Origin of the sequence: Pantoea sp. B566 (assembly GCF_024793925.1) — a bacterium.
Lineage (GTDB): Bacteria > Pseudomonadota > Gammaproteobacteria > Enterobacterales > Enterobacteriaceae > Pantoea > Pantoea ananatis.
Map to the genome: position 1 here is coordinate 3,292,847 of NZ_JANUQL010000003.1, position 16,699 is coordinate 3,309,545.

The window sequence follows — 16,699 nt, forward strand, 5'->3', positions numbered from 1 at the left end:
TGCAGTTTAGAAAGGAAAAGCAAATGACCAGTAAAAAGTTAAGTGGTAAAAATGTTTTAATTACAGGGGCTAGCCATGGTATAGGGCGAGCTATAGCTATAGCAATGGCTCGTGAGGGAGCCAATATATTATTCACATATAATAAAGATAATAAATCAGCAGAGGATTTAATCGCCAAAATAGTTAATCTTGGTGTCACTTGCAATGCTTTAAAAATTAATGTTCAAGGTCATAAAGCCGTTGAGAGCCTTGTTAGCCAAGCCTTCATTTTTTTTGACAAAATACATGTCCTTGTCAATAACGTCGGTATCACGACGCGCACCAGTTTTTTGGAGACCTCTGAGGGAGATTTTGATGAAGTTATGAAAGCTAATATTCGCTTTCCTTTTTTTCTTACACAGAAATTAATTGGTCATATGATAAAAATGAAAATAGAAGGAAGTATAATAAATATATCCTCAATTAGCTCTTTTAAAGCTATAAGCAAAATGGCACATTATCAGTCATCAAAAGCCGCGTTATCAATGCTTTCGAAGAGCTTAGCTTTTGAGTTTGCTCATCACGGCATTCGAGTCAATACAATATCTCCGGGATTAACAGCAACACAAGGAAACCGTAATCAGTGGCAAGATAATCCACAAATATGGTCGGATCGCGGTAAAGACATTCCTATAGGACGTGCAGGAAAACCGGACGATCACGCAGGTGCTGCTGTTTTTCTTGCAAGCGATGAATCTACTTGGGTCACCGGTGCTGATATTATTATCGATGGCGGTGAGTCGACTATTTGATTTAATAATAGTAAGGTTAATAAACATGGAATTCAAAGAAATAAACGAAGCTTTGCATAATGAATTGAAAAAATATTTTTATAATACTCCCCTAATAAATATGTTCAAACTCACTCCTCTGCCACCAGTTTTATTCTGTGCAGAATCCTATGAGTCTGTAGCATCCGACTTAACTTTAATACTTAAAGCACAGTCAATAATCCTTAGCTATCTTATGACTCTTATGTCTCAAGATGAAATATTAGAATATTTTAATGTCCCAGTTCAAATTAGAGACTTAGTTGATTGGTCCTTACTAAAAAATGGAGGTCGCCTTATAGGCCGAGCTGATGTGCTTTTAGACAAAAACGGGAAATGTTGGTTATGCGAGTTAAATGTTGGACCCGCTATAGAAGGCCCTCTGATGCATGAAGTTTCATGTAAATATCTTAAAGAGATAGGTTTTGATACAAATGGACTTAAACATGGTGTATCTCCCTATTCAGATTTAGCTCGTTTGATTAAAAATCTTTGTGATGAAAATCAAAAAACAAGGGTCATACTTCTCGATTTAGAAGCATATGAGCATTGGGCAGGTTCGATTGCATACCATCCGCTATTAAACTACGTTCGTCTAGAATGCCCTGGCATAGAGGTTTTATTAGTTAATGAAAATAGCTATTTAGAAGAATGGTTTACATATGAAGAAGGGTCAAAAAATCTTGTGTATCGATTATTTCTAGAAGAAGAAATTGTTGATGGGGGAGAATTAGTTCGACGTATTTGCAACTCAGGTGCATTACTGCTTAATACATTTGAAAATTATGTCACCGGCTGCAAGTCTTGGTTCTCTTTATTTCATGACCCAATCCTTCGTAGCAATTTAGAACAGAAATACTTATCAGCCATAGATAGACGAATCCCTAAAACTATACGAGTATCGAAAGAAAATCTTAGTGCTCTATTAAAAAAGAAGGAAGAATATGTTTTCAAAAAATGTAATTCCACTGGTGGTAAGGGTGTTATACTTGGTGAGGAATCAACATCTGAAAATATCATTCTGTCTATCCAAAATAATCATTCACAATGGATAGCTCAAGAAGTTATTCATCAATGTTCATATAAATTACCCGATATAAATCTCAATGTTTTTGATGAGCAGTTTGTTGTATTTGGTCTTTACTACATTAACAATAATACATCAGGCCTATCTGTTCGTAGCAACAAACGCTCAAAAGCCGTTAATGTTTCATCGGGTGGAATGCCCGGATGGGCTTTACCTATCACCTCAGATGAAAATAAAATTTTATTAACTTGCCTTGATGTTTTGTTTAAAGACAGTAAAATTTAATACAAATATTTTAAATTAGGCACACAGGTGAATATATGGCCGAAAAAGTTTTTTGTTTTGAACGTTTCAGAACCTTACCTATACAAATACGGTTAATTTTATTCAGTAGCTTGTTGAGTCGAACAGCCTTTTTTATGACTTGGCCATTTTTAAGTGTTGTCTTATACATTGATTTTGGTTTAAGTCCGACCATTATTGGTCTGATGCTTACTACCGCTATGGCGATTGGTGCTATGAGCAGCATTTATACTGGATGGCTTTCTGATTTTTTCGGAAGAAGAAAATTAGTACTAGGGGGTTCTATCCTCATTGGCTTATCTTTCCTTTTATTTGTCAACAATAAATCTGTTATTGTTTTTGGTGTAGCTTTAGCTGGAATAAGCATAGGTAGCTCATTTCTTGAATCAACTTACAAAGTACTAGTTGGTGATTTTGTTTCAGATCCCAAATCTCGAGAATTAGCTCTGCATACAAATTATTTCCTTATGAATATTGGTTCTTCAATTGGACCATTATGTGGAATGCTCTTGTTTTCATCTTATCGTCCTTTAGTTTTCTTTTTATGTTCTTTAACATATTTCATATCTGGAGTTATGATGTTTTACATGCTAAAAAATAATGCAAAACTCATATATAAAAACGAGGAAATTGTTGTTCCGGGCTTTTTTAAAGCAATAGTTTCAATATTCAAACATCGTAGTTTTGCGCTTTTAACTATTTGCTATACTTTAGCTGCTTTCGTATATGCATCTTTTGATACAACTCTTCCGCAATACTTAGCAAGATTTACAATGTATCAAACTATCTCATTGCTCGTGATTTTAATCTCTCTTAACTCATTGATGGTGATTTTTTTTCAGTTTCCATTGATGCATTTATTGCAGCCTTTAACTATTAAAAAAAGGCTGCAACTAGGCATGGTATTCTTGCTAACTTCGCAATTTTTCTTTGCCTATTCTTTCATGCATATAATCTGGTTTCTTATATTTGCTACTATACTTTTAAGTATTGGTGAGATGATTGTTTTTCCAACGTTTAGCGTCGAAGTTGACCGCCAAGCTCAATCAGGGCTTCGCGGTACTTATTTTGGTATTTCAGCTTTATATCGAATGGGAATAGCTTTTTCTCCTCTTTATGGTGGTGCAATGTTAGATATATTGGGGGGGAAAGGTATGTATATAGGTTTAGCCATCATATGCGGTCTCATTATGACCATTCAAAAATTTTTAATTCATGAATAGTAGTTTTTTATGTTAAGATATTTGAACATGGAGTAATTTAATGTCTATAATCAGTATTTTAGATGAGAAGTTTTCAAATGTTTTAAGAGAACTAGGGGCTGATAATTGTTCCCCAACAGTTCAAGCTGCCAGCCGTCCGGAATTTGGTGATTTCCAAGTTAATGGTGTTATGGCTGCTGCAAAGAAACTAGGTTTACAACCCCGTAAACTAGCTTTACAATTGATTGAAAGAGTTCAACTTAACGATATTGCAGAAAAATTAGAAATCGCAGGTCCCGGATTCATAAATATTTTTATTGACAATAAATTTATTGAGAAGAAAATTGAGTATGTATTAAAATCACCTAATTTGGGTATAAATATCCCCCCATCTAAACGAGTCATGGTAGAGTATGCTTCTGTTAATCTTGCAAAAGAAATGCATGTCGGTCATTTGCGAGGTAGTATAATTGGTGATGCTTTAGCAAGAATTAATATTTTTATGGGCCAAGATGTAGTATTACAAAGTCATGTTGGTGATTGGGGAACCCAATTCGGCATGCTGCTTGCCCAAATGAACAAGGAAAATAACACAGATATCAAAAAATACGAACTTGCGGATCTTAATAGTTTTTACCAACAAGCAAAAAGAAGCTTTGACGAATCAATAGATTTCGCCAATATTTCTCGTGACTATGTTGTGAGATTGCAGCATGGCGATTCAGAAGTTATGGAGATGTGGGAGTCTTTTGTAGAGATTTCATTATCTCATGCTTTAGATATTTTTGATAAATTGAATTTATTATTAAAAAAATCTGACATTAGAGGCGAAAGTTTTTATAGAGATGATTTGCAACCACTAATTCAAGAACTTTATAGTAAAAATCTTTTATGTGAAAGCCAGGGGGCCAAGATTGTTTCGTTAGATGAATACAAAAACAAAGTAGGTGAAAACTCCGCTTTTATTGTTCAGAAACAAGATGGTGGTTACTTATACGCTACAACAGATCTTGCTGCGATCCGCTTTCGTATTAAAGAATTACAAATCGAACGTTGTCTTTATATTGTTGATGTAAGGCAATCTCTCCATTTTAAGCAACTTTTCTTGGTTGCTCGTAAAGCCGGTTTTTTACCCCCTGCGGCTGAGTTTGAACATATCAGTCATGGAACAATAAAAGGTAATAATGGCAAACCTTTAAAAACAAAATCTGGTGAGTCTGTAAAACTTGATGCTTTGCTAACAGAAGCTATTGATAGAGCCGAAAGTATAATAATTTCTAGGAACCCAAACTTAGACGATAAATCACGCCAGGCCTTAGCTAAAATAGTTGGCATTGGGGCGTTAAAATATGCAGATCTATCGAGAAACAGAATTTCGGATTATGTATTTGATTGGAATTCCATGCTATCCTTTGAAGGCAATACAGCTCCTTATCTTCAATATGCATATGCACGGGCTAATAGAGTACTCAATAAAGTAGGAAGTTTTAATATCATAAATTCACGGATTGAGCATTCAATTGAGCATGATCTTGCTCTCGAAATCTTGCGTTTTGAAGATGTCATGCTTCAAGTCATACGTGAGAGTTCTCCTCACATTCTTTGTAATTATCTTTACAGTCTATCTGCTTTATTCTCTCGTTTTTATGAGTCATGTCCAGTTATTTTACAAGGGAATGCAAATGGTATGCGTTTAAAACTTTGCGAGCTTACCTCATCGATATTGAAAAAAGGGCTTGAATTATTAGGCATTGAAGTTTCTGAAACAATGTAAAATATTGTTTTATAATTAATTCCTAGGGTGTTTTACATGCACCCTTTAAAACCCTTATATGATTTTCTTAATATACACAGAATGTTTTACAATTAATAAATGATTTTCATTTCATGTATCCCCCTTTTATTAATTATTTTTCAATAAAAAAAGGGGAGTTAACTTTCAAACTCATAGGAGTCTGCAATGTACGAAAATATTGAAGAAATTTGGCTTGAGGTTGTTCAACATGTAGAAAAATCCACGGGACTCGACTGTAATAATTTTAAAAAAGCAATATTTCATGTTAACAACAATATACGATCTACTGAAAATATACCTGTTCAAAATCCAAGTTTTATGTCTATACCCGGTATGCTATCGAAACCATGGTGGTCAATAGCCGATTTCGATGATAAGTTACAATTTTTTCTACTACGTTTAGAAGAATTATATAATGAATACTTAGATGAATTTGAACAAAATTACAGATCTATAACTTTTGGTGACGGCACTGCTACCGCTTATTATGGTCCTAATGAGGGTTGGAAATCTTTTATGTTTTATGATGAAGAAGCTAATGTAGTTCCCGGCGCCTCAAAATACTTTCCTAAAATGGCAAACCTGCTTGAAGAGATGCGCAAAGAAAATTATATAGCAAAGTCACATTTTTCTGTATTAAAAGCTGGTGCATCAATTGCAGTTCACTGTGGTGGTATTAATAATGAATTACGTATGCATTATGGATTGAAAATCCCAGATGGTGATATTGGTATTAAAGTGGGTGGTGAAACACGTAAATGGAAAAATGGCAATGTTTTAATTTTTGATGATACCTTTCCTCACGAGGTTTGGAATAATACCGATTGTGATAGGTTTATACTCCATTGCAGACTTCAGCATCCAAGCCTTTCTAAGCATGAAAGAGAGTTGAGTTACATTCTCGATCGAGAACTTACTAAAGCACTCGAACGAAGAAAAAACCAACAATGAACTACAAATATGGTATATTGAATGACTCTTGATATGTCATGGGAAATACTTACTTAAAATATTTCAGCGACTGTACATTCGTTTAATCTGTACAGTTGCTGAATACTTTCTTTATTTTTTATAAAAACCTTAATTTCTTAATAAAAATACTATGCTTACGTGCTGTAAATTTTAAAAATAATAATTTACCACAAGCGTTAAAAGCTTATTTGTGATTTATTTTTCTTATTAATGGTTGCAATTTCTACTCGCTCAAAAAGGGATTTTCTTTGATGCTTAATAACTTCTTTAATGGCATATGACACTGAGAGTCGCAACTCATGGCCGTATTTCAGACTACCAAAAAACCTATCCGGTAATTTGCGAAAATAAATTTGAGCGACTCTTCCTTTTAACCTCAGTAATTCACAGAAAGAGAGAAAAGCGTTTGTTTCTGATTCAGTGTTGACCGTAAGAGGGACCACGCCGGTTAAATAATTAATTTCAAGGTACACGCCATTGATATATTTATCCCGGGTCGCTGTGATTACCATCTCGTGGCTGAAATTTAGTGCTGGCTCACCTTCATTAAGCTGACGTCTGTAAAAACGTAAGGAGTTAATCACTGTATCTTTATGCGGCAGAAGGCATTCAGCTGCCTGCCAGAAGTCACGCAGTACCACGGACGGAACCGGAAGGATGTCTTTTCCGGCGAGCCAGCCGGACTGCACACCGAACCATGACGCAAGCTGCTCCAGCACTGGCAGGGTAAGGTGATCAAGCGTGCGCTCCCGGTTTTCAAGCACACTCATGCCGATGTTCAGCTCAGAGAGCAGCGTAGCCACCTGCGCCACATCAAGGCCGTGGCGGTCCATCAGGTGCCAGAAGCGCTCATAAACGCGGTTTACCGAGGCTCTGCGGGGCGCTGTGGTTTCTGTCATGACGCCCTCAACAATCACATTGACCAGCTCTGAAACGGAGATGCCGAGCTTGTGTGATACCTGATTCACAAATTCCCGTGATGCCGGCCGGAAACGGATGGTCACTGGCGGACTTACGGTTTTCTTCCCTTCCGCAAACTGCTCAAGCAGTTGCCTCTGCTCATCGGTCTGCTCTAAGGCGACGCGGGACAGGATTTCTGTCAGGTTCATGCGTTTCATAAAGGCCCTGGTGTTGGCTGAATGAGAAAATATTTTGTTAATCTTTTCAGTATTCGGTGTGAATACAGTACCTGGCAAAACCGCGTGTTGTATAACGCGATATTTCGATCGTTCAGATCGAATACATGTGTGTAATCAGTGTGAACATTGCCTTCGTGACTTAACACCCGAAATTATTTTTCCGGTTCAGAATTTTTTTTCAGCAGCATCACCGGCCACCGGGTCCGGGACGGACAGCGCCAGTGCCACTGCCGGAAGAGAATTTCCAGCTGCATCAGCGCGCGGGCTGAATCCCGGAAAGGGACGCTGGTCAGCCTGCTGCGGTAAGACCAGCCCCGCACCTTCAGGTATGTCCTGAGCCTGGCCGCACGGGCAGGCGTTAACAGATGTGAAGCAACCACAACGGTTTTTCCCCCGGCTAACGCGGCTTCAGCAGACTCAAACACTCCCGACCAGAACCAGCGCACGCGCTCAGGCGTGAGCCCGACGGTTGGCTGACAGGGTGACAGATGAACGGTGATGCGTTTTCTGCGGCTCAGCATGCAGGGCTTCCTTAGCAGCTGACGGGTCAGCCAGTCGAGGGGTCTGAGCAGAAACGGAGAGAGTGCCGTAAGCAGCCACATAAAAAAGAATGCGTCACAGCCGGATGAAATATAAAGGCTGATGCTGCCGGACAGCGTCAGCCACAGCAGAAGGTACAGCGCTACCAGACGTTGCTGCATAAGTGTGTTCAGTTTAATTAAAGGAAGGTTGCGCAAGAAAAGCACGGGACGTTAAAGCCGTCCGCCGTTAATCCTGAATCCGTTCCTGAAAATTAACGCAAGCAGAATATCTCTCTGCACTAAATCCAGGATTAACGTTGCAAATGTCGCCCCGTCTCTTAGCGTTACGTCATTTCAGATAATGAGCGGGTGTCGATGGAACGGGTGATGAAGTGGCTGACGGGGCGGGGAAACAACAGGCATTCAGGGCAGCCGGCGGATACGGTCGTCAGAGAGGTGGCGTTTCGCCCGGTTCTTGAGGGCAGTACGCTTTTGCAGACGGAGGAGCGACGCAGGTTTGTCAGAATGCTGGCAGATAATAGCCCGCTTTCACAGTCCGTCACCAATGCGTGGTGGCTGAGGCCTGCGCAGACGATGCTTGAGCGTGTGCAGGACTGCCCGGCCGCTTGGAAGGGTGCCTATTCGTCACCGGGGGGATTTGGTGACCTGAGCCTCGGCGTGGCAGTCCGGGCGGTCAGGCTCGTCAGGGGAATGATGCTGCCGCCTGGCGCCACACCTGAAGAGCAGTCGGCACAGGCCCCGGGCTGGATCTGCGCGGTATTCTGGGCAGGCCTGTTTCATCATCTGCCCTGGCTGACGCAGGTGGAAGGCGCGACGCAGTCCGGAAAAATCTGGTATCCGGGGCTGCACAAGCCGGACAGTCCGTGGCGGGTCCGGCCCGCAAAGACTGCCCGGGCGCCGGCCCTGACAGGTCAGTACATGGCGGCAAAGCTGCTGCCAGAAACAGGCATGCTGTGGCTTCACCAGTGGCCGGAAGCGTCACGCTGTCTTCTTCAGTTTCTGTCGGGTGAGCGTGCCGGTGCCGGAGTGCTTTACAGCATCATCATGCAGGCGCGGGAGGGGGCAGGTCTGGAAATGGGTGGTCTTTCAGATGTTACTGTCACGTCTTCTGTAAACCCGGCGCCGGAAACGCAACGTGCTGATAATGCCCCAAAATTAGCAGATAACGCACCTGTCCTTTTGTCGAGTCACATCATTTCAGCAAATGTTTCAGAGCCAATTGAAAGCGAAGCGGCAGCGTATACTTCCACACAGGCAGCCGGAGAGGAGACCGCTCCCGGAACAGAAGAAACTGAGTTACCGGTACTGAGCTCCGCGCTGCAGTCTGCCCTCAGCGGGAGCGAAGCGACTGAGTATGGTTCAGATGGTGAAAATGAAAAGGAAGATTCAGAAATTAAACAGGAAGTGGATTTACTTTCGGTACTGGACCTGATGGCTAAAGGGGAGGCACCCGTTTTATCAGCCGTACAAACTGCTGAGTCAACGAAGCAGGAGCAAACGGAAGACGGGAAGCCGGCAGCGGACAGTGAACCCTCTGAGGGCAACGTTTTTCTGGACTGGCTGCGGGAGAGCGTGGAGGCCGGAAAAGTTACCGTCAATGAGTCCGACAGTCTTCTGCATATGCTGTCCGGTTTTATTTTTATGATATCGCCTGATGTGTTTTTCCGGTTTATTTCCTCGCAGCCAGAAAATAAATACGAAAAAAACAAGCTGCAGAAAAACTTTGAATCACTGGGCCTTCATCACTCACGAAATGGTAAGGGTCTTTACTCCTACCATAAATATGACTCGCCTGATAAACGCGGTCAGTTCACCAAACTGTCGGGCTACATGATTAAGTCTGACATTATTTTAAAGAAAGGAAGCTGTCTTTCAGACAGCAAATGGCTCTTTCCCAAAAAAGAGTAATTACAGGGTTAATAAAATACGAGGTTACCATGTCTGAAAAAACGACCTTCGATGACATTCTGAACGACTATTTTTTCAGTAAGGTTCTCCGTCCAGCCAGTGAATGGAGCTACAGAAAGGTTGTAAAAACTTTCACAGAATTCAGTGAAGGTAAAATATTGCCTGAAAGTATATGTCGCCTTGATGTTCTTAAATGGCGACGTCACGTTTTGAACGAACAAAACTGCAGTAAACGGACATGGAATAATAAAGTTGCACATATGAGAGCGCTGTTTAACCACGCTATAACGCACTCTCTCGTTACTGCCCGGGACAATCCGTTCAATGGCGTGGTCGTTAAGCCAGACCGTAAACGAAAGAAAACGCTTACCCGGGAACAAATGAAGAAAATTGATCTCGTAATGCATCGAAAAATTGAACAGGAGCAGATCGGTATTCATGATCCCCGGCCGAACGCGCTTGAACCCGCATGGTTCTGGATGACAGTGATTGAAACGCTAAAGTTTACAGGCATGCGTCAAAACCAGCTGCTGCATATAAGGCTGTGCGATGTGGATCTTAAACAGGGTGTTATTGAGCTGAGACCTGAAGGCTCAAAAAATCATCGTGAACACCGGGTGCCTGTCACGGACAAGCTGAGGCCTCGCCTTGAAGATCTGTACCGTCAGGCTAAACAAATGGGCGCAAGGCCGAAGGATCAACTGTTTAATATCAACCGTTTTAGTCGTTTAAAAAAGAAAACCGTCACAGGCGGTAACATGGATCATCCCCCAATGCGGGCGTTTTTCAGGCGGCTTTCACGCGAGTGTCAGTGTGATATCAGCCCGCACCGTTTCAGGCATACCATCGCTACAGACCTGATGAAAACACCGGAACGAAGCCTGAATGACGTGAAAATGTTGCTGGGGCATTCAAGTGTTGCGGTCACTCTGGAGTATGTTGAAGCGAATATGGATCATCTTCGAAGGAATCTTGAAAGCGCATTTATGCTCTAGGACTATTCCTAAGTCAAATTTCTAACGTACTGATATCAGTGTAGGAAAAATTAGCGCGGTTTCATTTACAGATCGTTGACACAAACCTTGTGAAAAGGTAAAAACCTGTAATTGAAATACTCGGGATGTGAGAAATCCGGATGATGCTCGCAACATCATCCGGATTCTTAATCCCATAATCTTCAAGTGTAGAACGAATGCGACTCATCCTGCACGATGACGAAAAGGGATCTCTGTCTTGCCCGTTAAGGATCTCAACTCTTAACGAACAGGCTCTGAAGAGTGGTGCCCGAACCCGGAATCGAACCAGGGACACGGGGATTTTCAATCCCCTGCTCTACCGACTGAGCTATTCGGGCAACGGGGCGCATTAAACCGTAAAGGCCGCAGGCCGTCAACGGCTTTGATAAAAAAACCACGCAAAACGTGACTGATTGCCTGAATTTCAGTCAAAGACGATGAAACTCAGGCCAGTGCGCCGTTTTTACGGCAGAGGGCGATACTCAATACGTCTTCCGCCAGGCGTTTCGCCACATCAACGTCCTGCACGTTGCGTTTAACCAGCAGTTTGCTCAGGCAGCCTTCCAGTATCAGTTCCATTTGATCGGCAACCATACTGGGGTTATCCAGACCAAGCGAGGTTAAGATGGTATGCGTAAATTGCCATGAGGCGCGCTTCTGCTTTTCTGCCAACTGATGGATGGGCTGATCGGGCTGGGGATAAAAACTGCAGGCGGCGATAAACAGGCAACCGGGAAAGCGGCCCTTGTTGACCTGCTCGTTTAATCCTTCATAGCGTGCCATCAGCTTCTGATCAGGACGCAGAGCGTCGTTCTGCAGAATGTCATGGCGCCACTGTTCAATCTGCTGGGCGTGAAACTGCAGTGCATCGTAGAGCAGCGCGTCACGATCGGGCCAAAACTGTTCAAGCTGTGTCAGGCTGAGCTGCATATCATCGGCCAGGATTGCCAGCGATGAGGTCGCCGCCAGACCGTTTTGTTCCAGTACGTTTAACGCATGGTCAAGTATCTGTTCACGTTGCAAATCGTTCTCCTCTGGTGTGCAAGCCTGTTTTGTTCAGCAGACTGTGTCCTGGTTCCAGTGTTGTTTACTCATGCAATTTCTGCAAATGCGCGCGAAAATCATTCGCCTTCAGGAAGCCGGTAATACGCGATTCCGGGATCTCTTTTCCTGTCGCATCAAAGAACAAAATCGTGGGTAACCCGAGCACGTGCAAATGCTGCAACAGCGCATTATCGGTGGCCGTGTTCGCCGTGACGTTAGCCTGCAACAGCTGCACATTGTTCAGGTTGTCACGTACCGCGCTGTCGCTAAAAGTATATTTTTCAAACTCTTTACAGGCCACGCACCAGTCCGCATAGAGATCCACCATGGTGATACGGCCCTGAGCCTGCTGCAGGGCCTGGTCTACCTGTTCAAGGGTTTGAACAGGCTGAAAGGGAAGGTGCGCGATGTTTTGCTGCGGCGCGCCGCTGCCAAAGGCCCAGTCCTGCAACGGGCGGGCGCTGATCAGGGCGGCGACCAGCATCATAATTTGCATCACGCGCCATTTGCCGCCGCTGGCGCGTAAGCTCGCGCTGAATGCCCAGGCAAAGAATGCCACGGCCAAAAGGCTCCACAAACGCATGCCCCACAGATCGCCCAGTATCCGCTCCAGTAGGAAGACCGGCAGCGCGAGAATAACAAAACCAAACCCTTCTTTGACGGTCTGCATCCAGGGACCGCTTTTAGGGAGAAAGCGGTTGCCAAACAGGGTAACGGCAATCAGCGGCAGTCCCATCCCGACGGCATACAGCCAAAGCGTACCGGCACCGGCCAGCAGGTTTCCGCTCTGCGCGATATAAAGCAGAATTGCGCTGAGTGGCGCAGTGGTGCAGGGCGAGCAGATTAGGCCTGCCAGCGCGCCCATCAGGAAAACGCCCGGCAGTGAGCCGCCTTGCTGACGATTGCTCCACAGTGCCAGACGCGTTTGCACGCTGGCGGGAAGCTGTAGCGAAAACAGGCCAAACATCGACAGGGCTAACAGGATAAACAGCGCCGATAAGCCAATAAGCACATAAGGATGCTGCAACGCCGCCTGAAAGCGCAGGCCCGCCGCCGCCACAATCACGCCCAGTAAGGTATAAGTGAGCGCCATTCCCTGTACATAGACCATGGCCAGCGCAAACAGCCTGCCCAGTGAATAGTTACGCTTACCGCCAAGGATAATGCCAGAGATCAGCGGATACATCGGCAACACGCACGGCGTGAAGGCCACACCGATGCCAATCAGCAGCGCCCAGAGCGGCGAAAAGGGCAAAGGGTTGGCGCTGGCAGGCGCAACGGCTGGCGGGGACATTGTGGCGGCTACCGGGGAAAGGGGGATGCTGCGGGTTTCCGGTGGATAACAGAAGCCGGCGGCGGCACAGCCTTGATAACTTACGCTAAGGGTCGCTCCTTTCGCGGCCTGCTGCAGTATGATGGGCACGCTGAGATCCTGCGGGTAAATCTCGCTTTTACCAAAAAATTCATCTTCATGCGGCTGGCCCGCAGGCAGGGCTAACGGCGCAATACGTGCATCATGGGGCACGACCTTAATCTGTTGGCGGTAAAGGTAATAGCCCTCTTTGACTTTCCAGTGCAGGTTAAGCTGCGAGCCTTGCTGATCGAAATCAAAGGCAAAAGCCTGGTCAACGGGCAAAAAGCGGCTGGTGGTTTTGGGGGAAAATAAGGCAGCCTGCGCCTGCAGGCAGATAAACAGCGCCAGTACCAGTGTGATTAAGCGAGAGATGCGTGCAGCCATGACAAGTATTCACTGTCTCCATGTTGAACCGGAAGTACCAGCAGTTCTGGTACATCGTAAGGATGCGCGAGCTTAAGCAGTTCGATCAAGGCCTGCTGATGGGCTGTGTCGCATTTGAGTAACATCTGAACTTCGCTGGACTGCGCCAGTTGGCCCTGCCAGACATAATATGACGTTGCACCCGGCAAGAGGGTGACACAGGCGGCCAGCCTGGCCTGCAGCGCCTGTGTGGCAAGCTGTTGCGCACAGGCCTGGTCTGGCGCAGTACAGAGGATGATAACGGCGTTCATCGTAACGATCCTGTTGAAAATAACGCCGATAGTAGCACGTTCCCTGCCCGGCTGGAGTTACAGTAACAGCCCACCAAAAATAAAGCCGAACATGACAGACAAGGTGATAGCAAGGACGCCAGGAATAATAAAGGCATGGTTGAAGACAAACTTACCGATTCGGGTCGAACCCGTATCGTCCATCTCCACGGCGGCTAACAGGGTGGGATAGGTCGGTAACACAAACAGCGCAGACACGGCGGCAAATGAAGCGATGGCTGTCAGTGGCGTTACGCCAAGCGCTAACGCGGCAGGCAGCAGGGCTTTGGCGGTGGCGGCCTGGGAATAAAGCAGCATGGAAGAGAAGAACAGCACCAGCGCCAGCATCCACGGATAGGTTTTTAAGGTATCGCCCGCCAGCATCTGGATATCAGCCAGATGGGCTTTTACAAAGGTGTCGCCCAGCCAGGCCACGCCCATCACACAGATGCAGGCGCTCATGCCAGACTTGAATGTGCTGGCGCTGAGGATAGCACCGGTATCAATTTTGCAGGTCAGACTGATCAGCGTGGCAATAGTGAGCATAAACACGACGATCGCCTCATTGCGCGGCAGCGGTGGGTTAGCGATCAGGTTGACGCTTTCGCTGGTGGCGGTGGCGTAAATCACCACGGCGGCAATACCGGCCAGGAACAGCAGTACCGATTTTTTTGCACCGGGTTGAGTCTGATAAACCGTCTCGCCGCGCAGCGTCACTTCACCTTTCGCCAGCCTTGCCTGGTAAACCTCATCATCTTTTAGCTCTTTACCCAGAAAATTGGTCACCAGGGCGGCAAGAAACAGCCCCACCATGGTGGCCGGAATGGCAATCGCCAGCAGCATGATATAGCTCACTCCGCGCGGTTCCAGCAGCGTGGCAAAGAACACCACCGCTGCCGAAATGGGAGAGGCGGTAATGGCGACCTGAGAGGCGACAACCGCAATCGATAACGGGCGGGAAGGCCGGACGCCTTGCTCTTTCGCCACTTCAGCAATGACCGGCAAGGTGGAGAAGGCGGTGTGGCCGGTACCCGCCAGCAGGGTCATCATGTAGGTCACCAGCGGCGCAAGGAAAGTGACATAACGTGGATGACGACGCAGCAAACGTTCGGCAAGGCTGACCAGATAATCCATGCCGCCCGCCACCTGCATGGCGGCAATCGCGGCGATCACGGCCATGATGATTTCGATCACATCAAAAGGGATCGCACCGGGCTTCATGCCAAAGCCCAGCGTCAGGATCAGGACGCCTGTGCCGCCTGCGAAACCTATGCCGATGCCGCCCAGGCGTGCGCCCAGCCAGATCGCCATCAACACGATAAACAGCTCAATCAGGAACATCTGTCACTTCCTCAAACAGGATTAGCCGGTAAGCAAACTCATCCTTTTAACAAACAAAAAGGCACATCGTTTTGATTACGATGTGCCTTTTACATCAGTAAGTACAATTAAGCCTTACTGTTCGTTTTCGTCGGTGTAACGTTTGGCTTTATAAACCGGATACATCAGGTTTTGCACAGAGAAAATATCGTCCAGCTCGCTTTCGGTGAGCAGGCCGCGCTCAAGCACCACTTCGCGAACGCTTTTACCGGTTTCGGCACAAATTTTACCGACGATATCGCCATTATGGTGCCCAATGTAGGGGTTCAGGTAAGTGACGATGCCAATGGAGTTAAACACATAAGCTTCACAGACCGCTTTGTTGGCTGTGATGCCGTTAACGCATTTTTCCAGCAGGTTGTAGCAAGCGTTAGTCAGGATGCTGACCGACTCAAACAGCGCCTGGCCAATCACCGGTTCCATAACGTTAAGCTGCAGCTGCCCGGCCTCGGACGCCATGGTGACCGTGGTATCGTTGCCAATCACTTTGAAGCACACCTGGTTTACCACCTCAGGCACCACCGGATTCACTTTGGCAGGCATGATTGAGGAGCCGGCCTGCAATTCTGGCAGGTTAATTTCGTTCAGGCCGGCACGCGGACCCGACGAGAGCAGGCGAAGGTCGTTACAAATTTTAGAAAGCTTCACGGCCAGACGCTTCAGCGAAGAGTGCACCATAACGTAGGCGCCGCAGTCGGAGGTGGCCTCGATCAGATCTTCGGCTGGCACCACCGCCAGGTTACTGACTTCTGCCAGTTTCTGAACGGCTAAGTGTTGGTAGCCATCCGGCGTATTCAGGCGAGTACCAATAGCGGTCGCGCCCAGGTTAACCTCCAGCAGCAGTTCGCCGGTGCGCAAAATGCTTTTCGTCTCTTCATTGAGCAGCACGCTAAACGCATGGAATTCCTGACCCAGCGTCATCGGCACCGCATCCTGTAGCTGAGTACGGCCCATTTTTAAAATCGTCTGGAATTCGTCAGCTTTACGCTGGAAACCTTCGGCTAACTGGCTGATGCCGTCGAGCAGTTTCAACAGCGAGCTGTAAACGGCGATGCGAAAGCCGGTCGGGTAAGCATCATTGGTGGACTGGCATTTATTCACGTGGTCGTTGGGGTTCAGATACTGGTATTCGCCTTTCTGATGCCCCATCAGCTCCAGACCAATATTGGCCAGCACTTCATTGGTATTCATGTTGACCGAGGTGCCCGCGCCGCCTTGATACACATCGACCGGGAACTGATCCATGCAGCGACCTTTGTTCAGCACTTCATCGCAGGCCTGAATAATGGTATTGGCGATGTCACGCGGCAACGTTTGCAGCTCTTTATTGGCCATCGCCGCCGCTTTTTTTACCATCACCATGCCGCGCACAAACTCAGGAATATCACTGATTTTGCTGTTGCTGATGTAAAAGTTTTCAATCGCACGCAAAGTATGAACGCCATAATAAGCATCCGCCGGAACTTCGCGCATGCCTAACAGGTCTTCTTCGATACGAATGTTGTTCGCCATGATA

The 16,699-nt window shown here is 45.8% G+C and carries 14 protein-coding genes and 1 tRNA gene; 7 read left to right on the forward strand and 8 right to left on the reverse strand.

Features of this window, described 5'->3' with window-relative positions:
- Positions 1–23 precede the first annotated feature (23 nt).
- From NYE92_RS17040 to NYE92_RS17060, 5 genes are all read left to right on the forward strand, one after another.
- The gene (locus tag NYE92_RS17040; RefSeq protein ID WP_200286698.1) at positions 24–791 is read left to right on the forward strand and encodes an SDR family NAD(P)-dependent oxidoreductase; all 768 of its coding nucleotides are present in this window, start codon (positions 24–26) and stop codon (positions 789–791) included.
- A gap of 25 nt (positions 792–816) precedes the next feature.
- Positions 817–2,121, forward strand: a complete 1,305-nt coding sequence (locus tag NYE92_RS17045; RefSeq protein WP_259019250.1) for a hypothetical protein — start codon at positions 817–819, stop codon at positions 2,119–2,121.
- Positions 2,122–2,156: 35 nt separating this feature from the next.
- On the forward strand, positions 2,157–3,362 hold the full coding sequence (locus NYE92_RS17050; protein ID WP_259019251.1) for an MFS transporter: 1,206 nt from the start codon (positions 2,157–2,159) through the stop codon (positions 3,360–3,362).
- Between the two features lie 40 nt (positions 3,363–3,402).
- A complete protein-coding gene (argS, locus tag NYE92_RS17055; RefSeq protein ID WP_200286695.1) occupies positions 3,403–5,115 on the forward strand; it encodes an arginine--tRNA ligase in 1,713 nt (570 codons plus the stop codon).
- 186 nt (positions 5,116–5,301) lie between these two features.
- A complete protein-coding gene (locus NYE92_RS17060) occupies positions 5,302–6,087 on the forward strand; it encodes an aspartyl/asparaginyl beta-hydroxylase domain-containing protein (protein WP_259019252.1) in 786 nt (261 codons plus the stop codon).
- Between the two features lie 197 nt (positions 6,088–6,284).
- Here NYE92_RS17060 and NYE92_RS17065 read toward each other — a convergent pair whose 3' ends face one another.
- Both NYE92_RS17065 and NYE92_RS17070 read right to left on the reverse strand, forming a co-directional pair.
- The gene (locus tag NYE92_RS17065) at positions 6,285–7,226 is read right to left on the reverse strand and encodes a conjugal transfer protein TraE (RefSeq protein WP_309600951.1); all 942 of its coding nucleotides are present in this window, start codon (positions 7,224–7,226) and stop codon (positions 6,285–6,287) included.
- A gap of 173 nt (positions 7,227–7,399) precedes the next feature.
- Positions 7,400–7,948 carry a pili assembly chaperone gene (locus NYE92_RS17070; RefSeq protein ID WP_259019253.1) on the reverse strand — a complete coding sequence of 183 codons (549 nt, stop codon included), beginning with the start codon at positions 7,946–7,948 and terminating at the stop codon, positions 7,400–7,402.
- 195 nt (positions 7,949–8,143) lie between these two features.
- Here NYE92_RS17070 and NYE92_RS17075 point away from each other — a divergent pair, with 195 nt between their 5' ends.
- Together NYE92_RS17075 and NYE92_RS17080 are read left to right on the forward strand one after the other, a co-directional pair.
- Entirely contained in the window at positions 8,144–9,697 is a 1,554-nt protein-coding gene (locus tag NYE92_RS17075) for a conjugal transfer nickase/helicase domain-containing protein (protein WP_309600956.1), read from the forward strand.
- Positions 9,698–9,726: 29 nt separating this feature from the next.
- Positions 9,727–10,692, forward strand: coding sequence for a site-specific integrase (locus tag NYE92_RS17080; RefSeq protein ID WP_022622363.1), 966 nt, complete (start codon positions 9,727–9,729; stop codon positions 10,690–10,692).
- A 283-nt stretch (positions 10,693–10,975) separates the two neighbouring features.
- On the opposite strand, the gene NYE92_RS17085 is transcribed toward NYE92_RS17080, so the two are convergent.
- The 6 genes from NYE92_RS17085 to aspA form a co-directional block, all read right to left on the reverse strand.
- Positions 10,976–11,051 (reverse strand) — tRNA-Phe (locus NYE92_RS17085).
- A gap of 106 nt (positions 11,052–11,157) precedes the next feature.
- Entirely contained in the window at positions 11,158–11,736 is a 579-nt protein-coding gene (gene dicD, locus NYE92_RS17090) for a division control transcriptional repressor DicD (protein ID WP_014606765.1), read from the reverse strand.
- Positions 11,737–11,800: 64 nt separating this feature from the next.
- Positions 11,801–13,495 carry a protein-disulfide reductase DsbD gene (locus NYE92_RS17095; RefSeq protein ID WP_259019255.1) on the reverse strand — a complete coding sequence of 565 codons (1,695 nt, stop codon included), beginning with the start codon at positions 13,493–13,495 and terminating at the stop codon, positions 11,801–11,803.
- Positions 13,471–13,794: a divalent cation tolerance protein CutA gene (gene cutA, locus NYE92_RS17100; RefSeq protein WP_024472201.1), complete on the reverse strand. Its 324-nt coding sequence runs from the start codon at positions 13,792–13,794 to the stop codon at positions 13,471–13,473. The genes NYE92_RS17095 and cutA overlap by 25 nt, the downstream gene beginning before the upstream one ends.
- Before the next feature lie 48 nt (positions 13,795–13,842).
- Complete coding sequence (locus NYE92_RS17105; RefSeq protein ID WP_013024297.1) at positions 13,843–15,144, reverse strand: anaerobic C4-dicarboxylate transporter; 1,302 nt, start codon at positions 15,142–15,144, stop codon at positions 13,843–13,845.
- A gap of 114 nt (positions 15,145–15,258) precedes the next feature.
- The gene (gene aspA / locus NYE92_RS17110; protein ID WP_015701111.1) at positions 15,259–16,695 is read right to left on the reverse strand and encodes an aspartate ammonia-lyase; all 1,437 of its coding nucleotides are present in this window, start codon (positions 16,693–16,695) and stop codon (positions 15,259–15,261) included.
- Between the last annotated feature and the right edge of the window lie 4 nt (positions 16,696–16,699).

Bases quoted from the DNA above. Each gene is read 5' to 3' on its own strand.
- argS (WP_200286695.1), top strand. From the start codon at position 3,403: ATGTCTATAATCAGTATTTTAGATGAGAAGTTTTCAAATGTTTTAAGA.
- NYE92_RS17065 (WP_309600951.1), bottom strand. From the start codon at position 7,226: ATGAAACGCATGAACCTGACAGAAATCCTGTCCCGCGTCGCCTTAGAG.
- NYE92_RS17070 (WP_259019253.1), bottom strand. From the start codon at position 7,948: ATGCAGCAACGTCTGGTAGCGCTGTACCTTCTGCTGTGGCTGACGCTG.
- NYE92_RS17060 (WP_259019252.1), top strand. From the start codon at position 5,302: ATGTACGAAAATATTGAAGAAATTTGGCTTGAGGTTGTTCAACATGTA.
- aspA (WP_015701111.1), bottom strand. From the start codon at position 16,695: ATGGCGAACAACATTCGTATCGAAGAAGACCTGTTAGGCATGCGCGAA.
- NYE92_RS17050 (WP_259019251.1), top strand. From the start codon at position 2,157: ATGGCCGAAAAAGTTTTTTGTTTTGAACGTTTCAGAACCTTACCTATA.
- NYE92_RS17075 (WP_309600956.1), top strand. From the start codon at position 8,144: ATGGAACGGGTGATGAAGTGGCTGACGGGGCGGGGAAACAACAGGCAT.
- NYE92_RS17040 (WP_200286698.1), top strand. From the start codon at position 24: ATGACCAGTAAAAAGTTAAGTGGTAAAAATGTTTTAATTACAGGGGCT.
- NYE92_RS17045 (WP_259019250.1), top strand. From the start codon at position 817: ATGGAATTCAAAGAAATAAACGAAGCTTTGCATAATGAATTGAAAAAA.
- NYE92_RS17080 (WP_022622363.1), top strand. From the start codon at position 9,727: ATGTCTGAAAAAACGACCTTCGATGACATTCTGAACGACTATTTTTTC.
- NYE92_RS17095 (WP_259019255.1), bottom strand. From the start codon at position 13,495: ATGGCTGCACGCATCTCTCGCTTAATCACACTGGTACTGGCGCTGTTT.
- NYE92_RS17105 (WP_013024297.1), bottom strand. From the start codon at position 15,144: ATGTTCCTGATTGAGCTGTTTATCGTGTTGATGGCGATCTGGCTGGGC.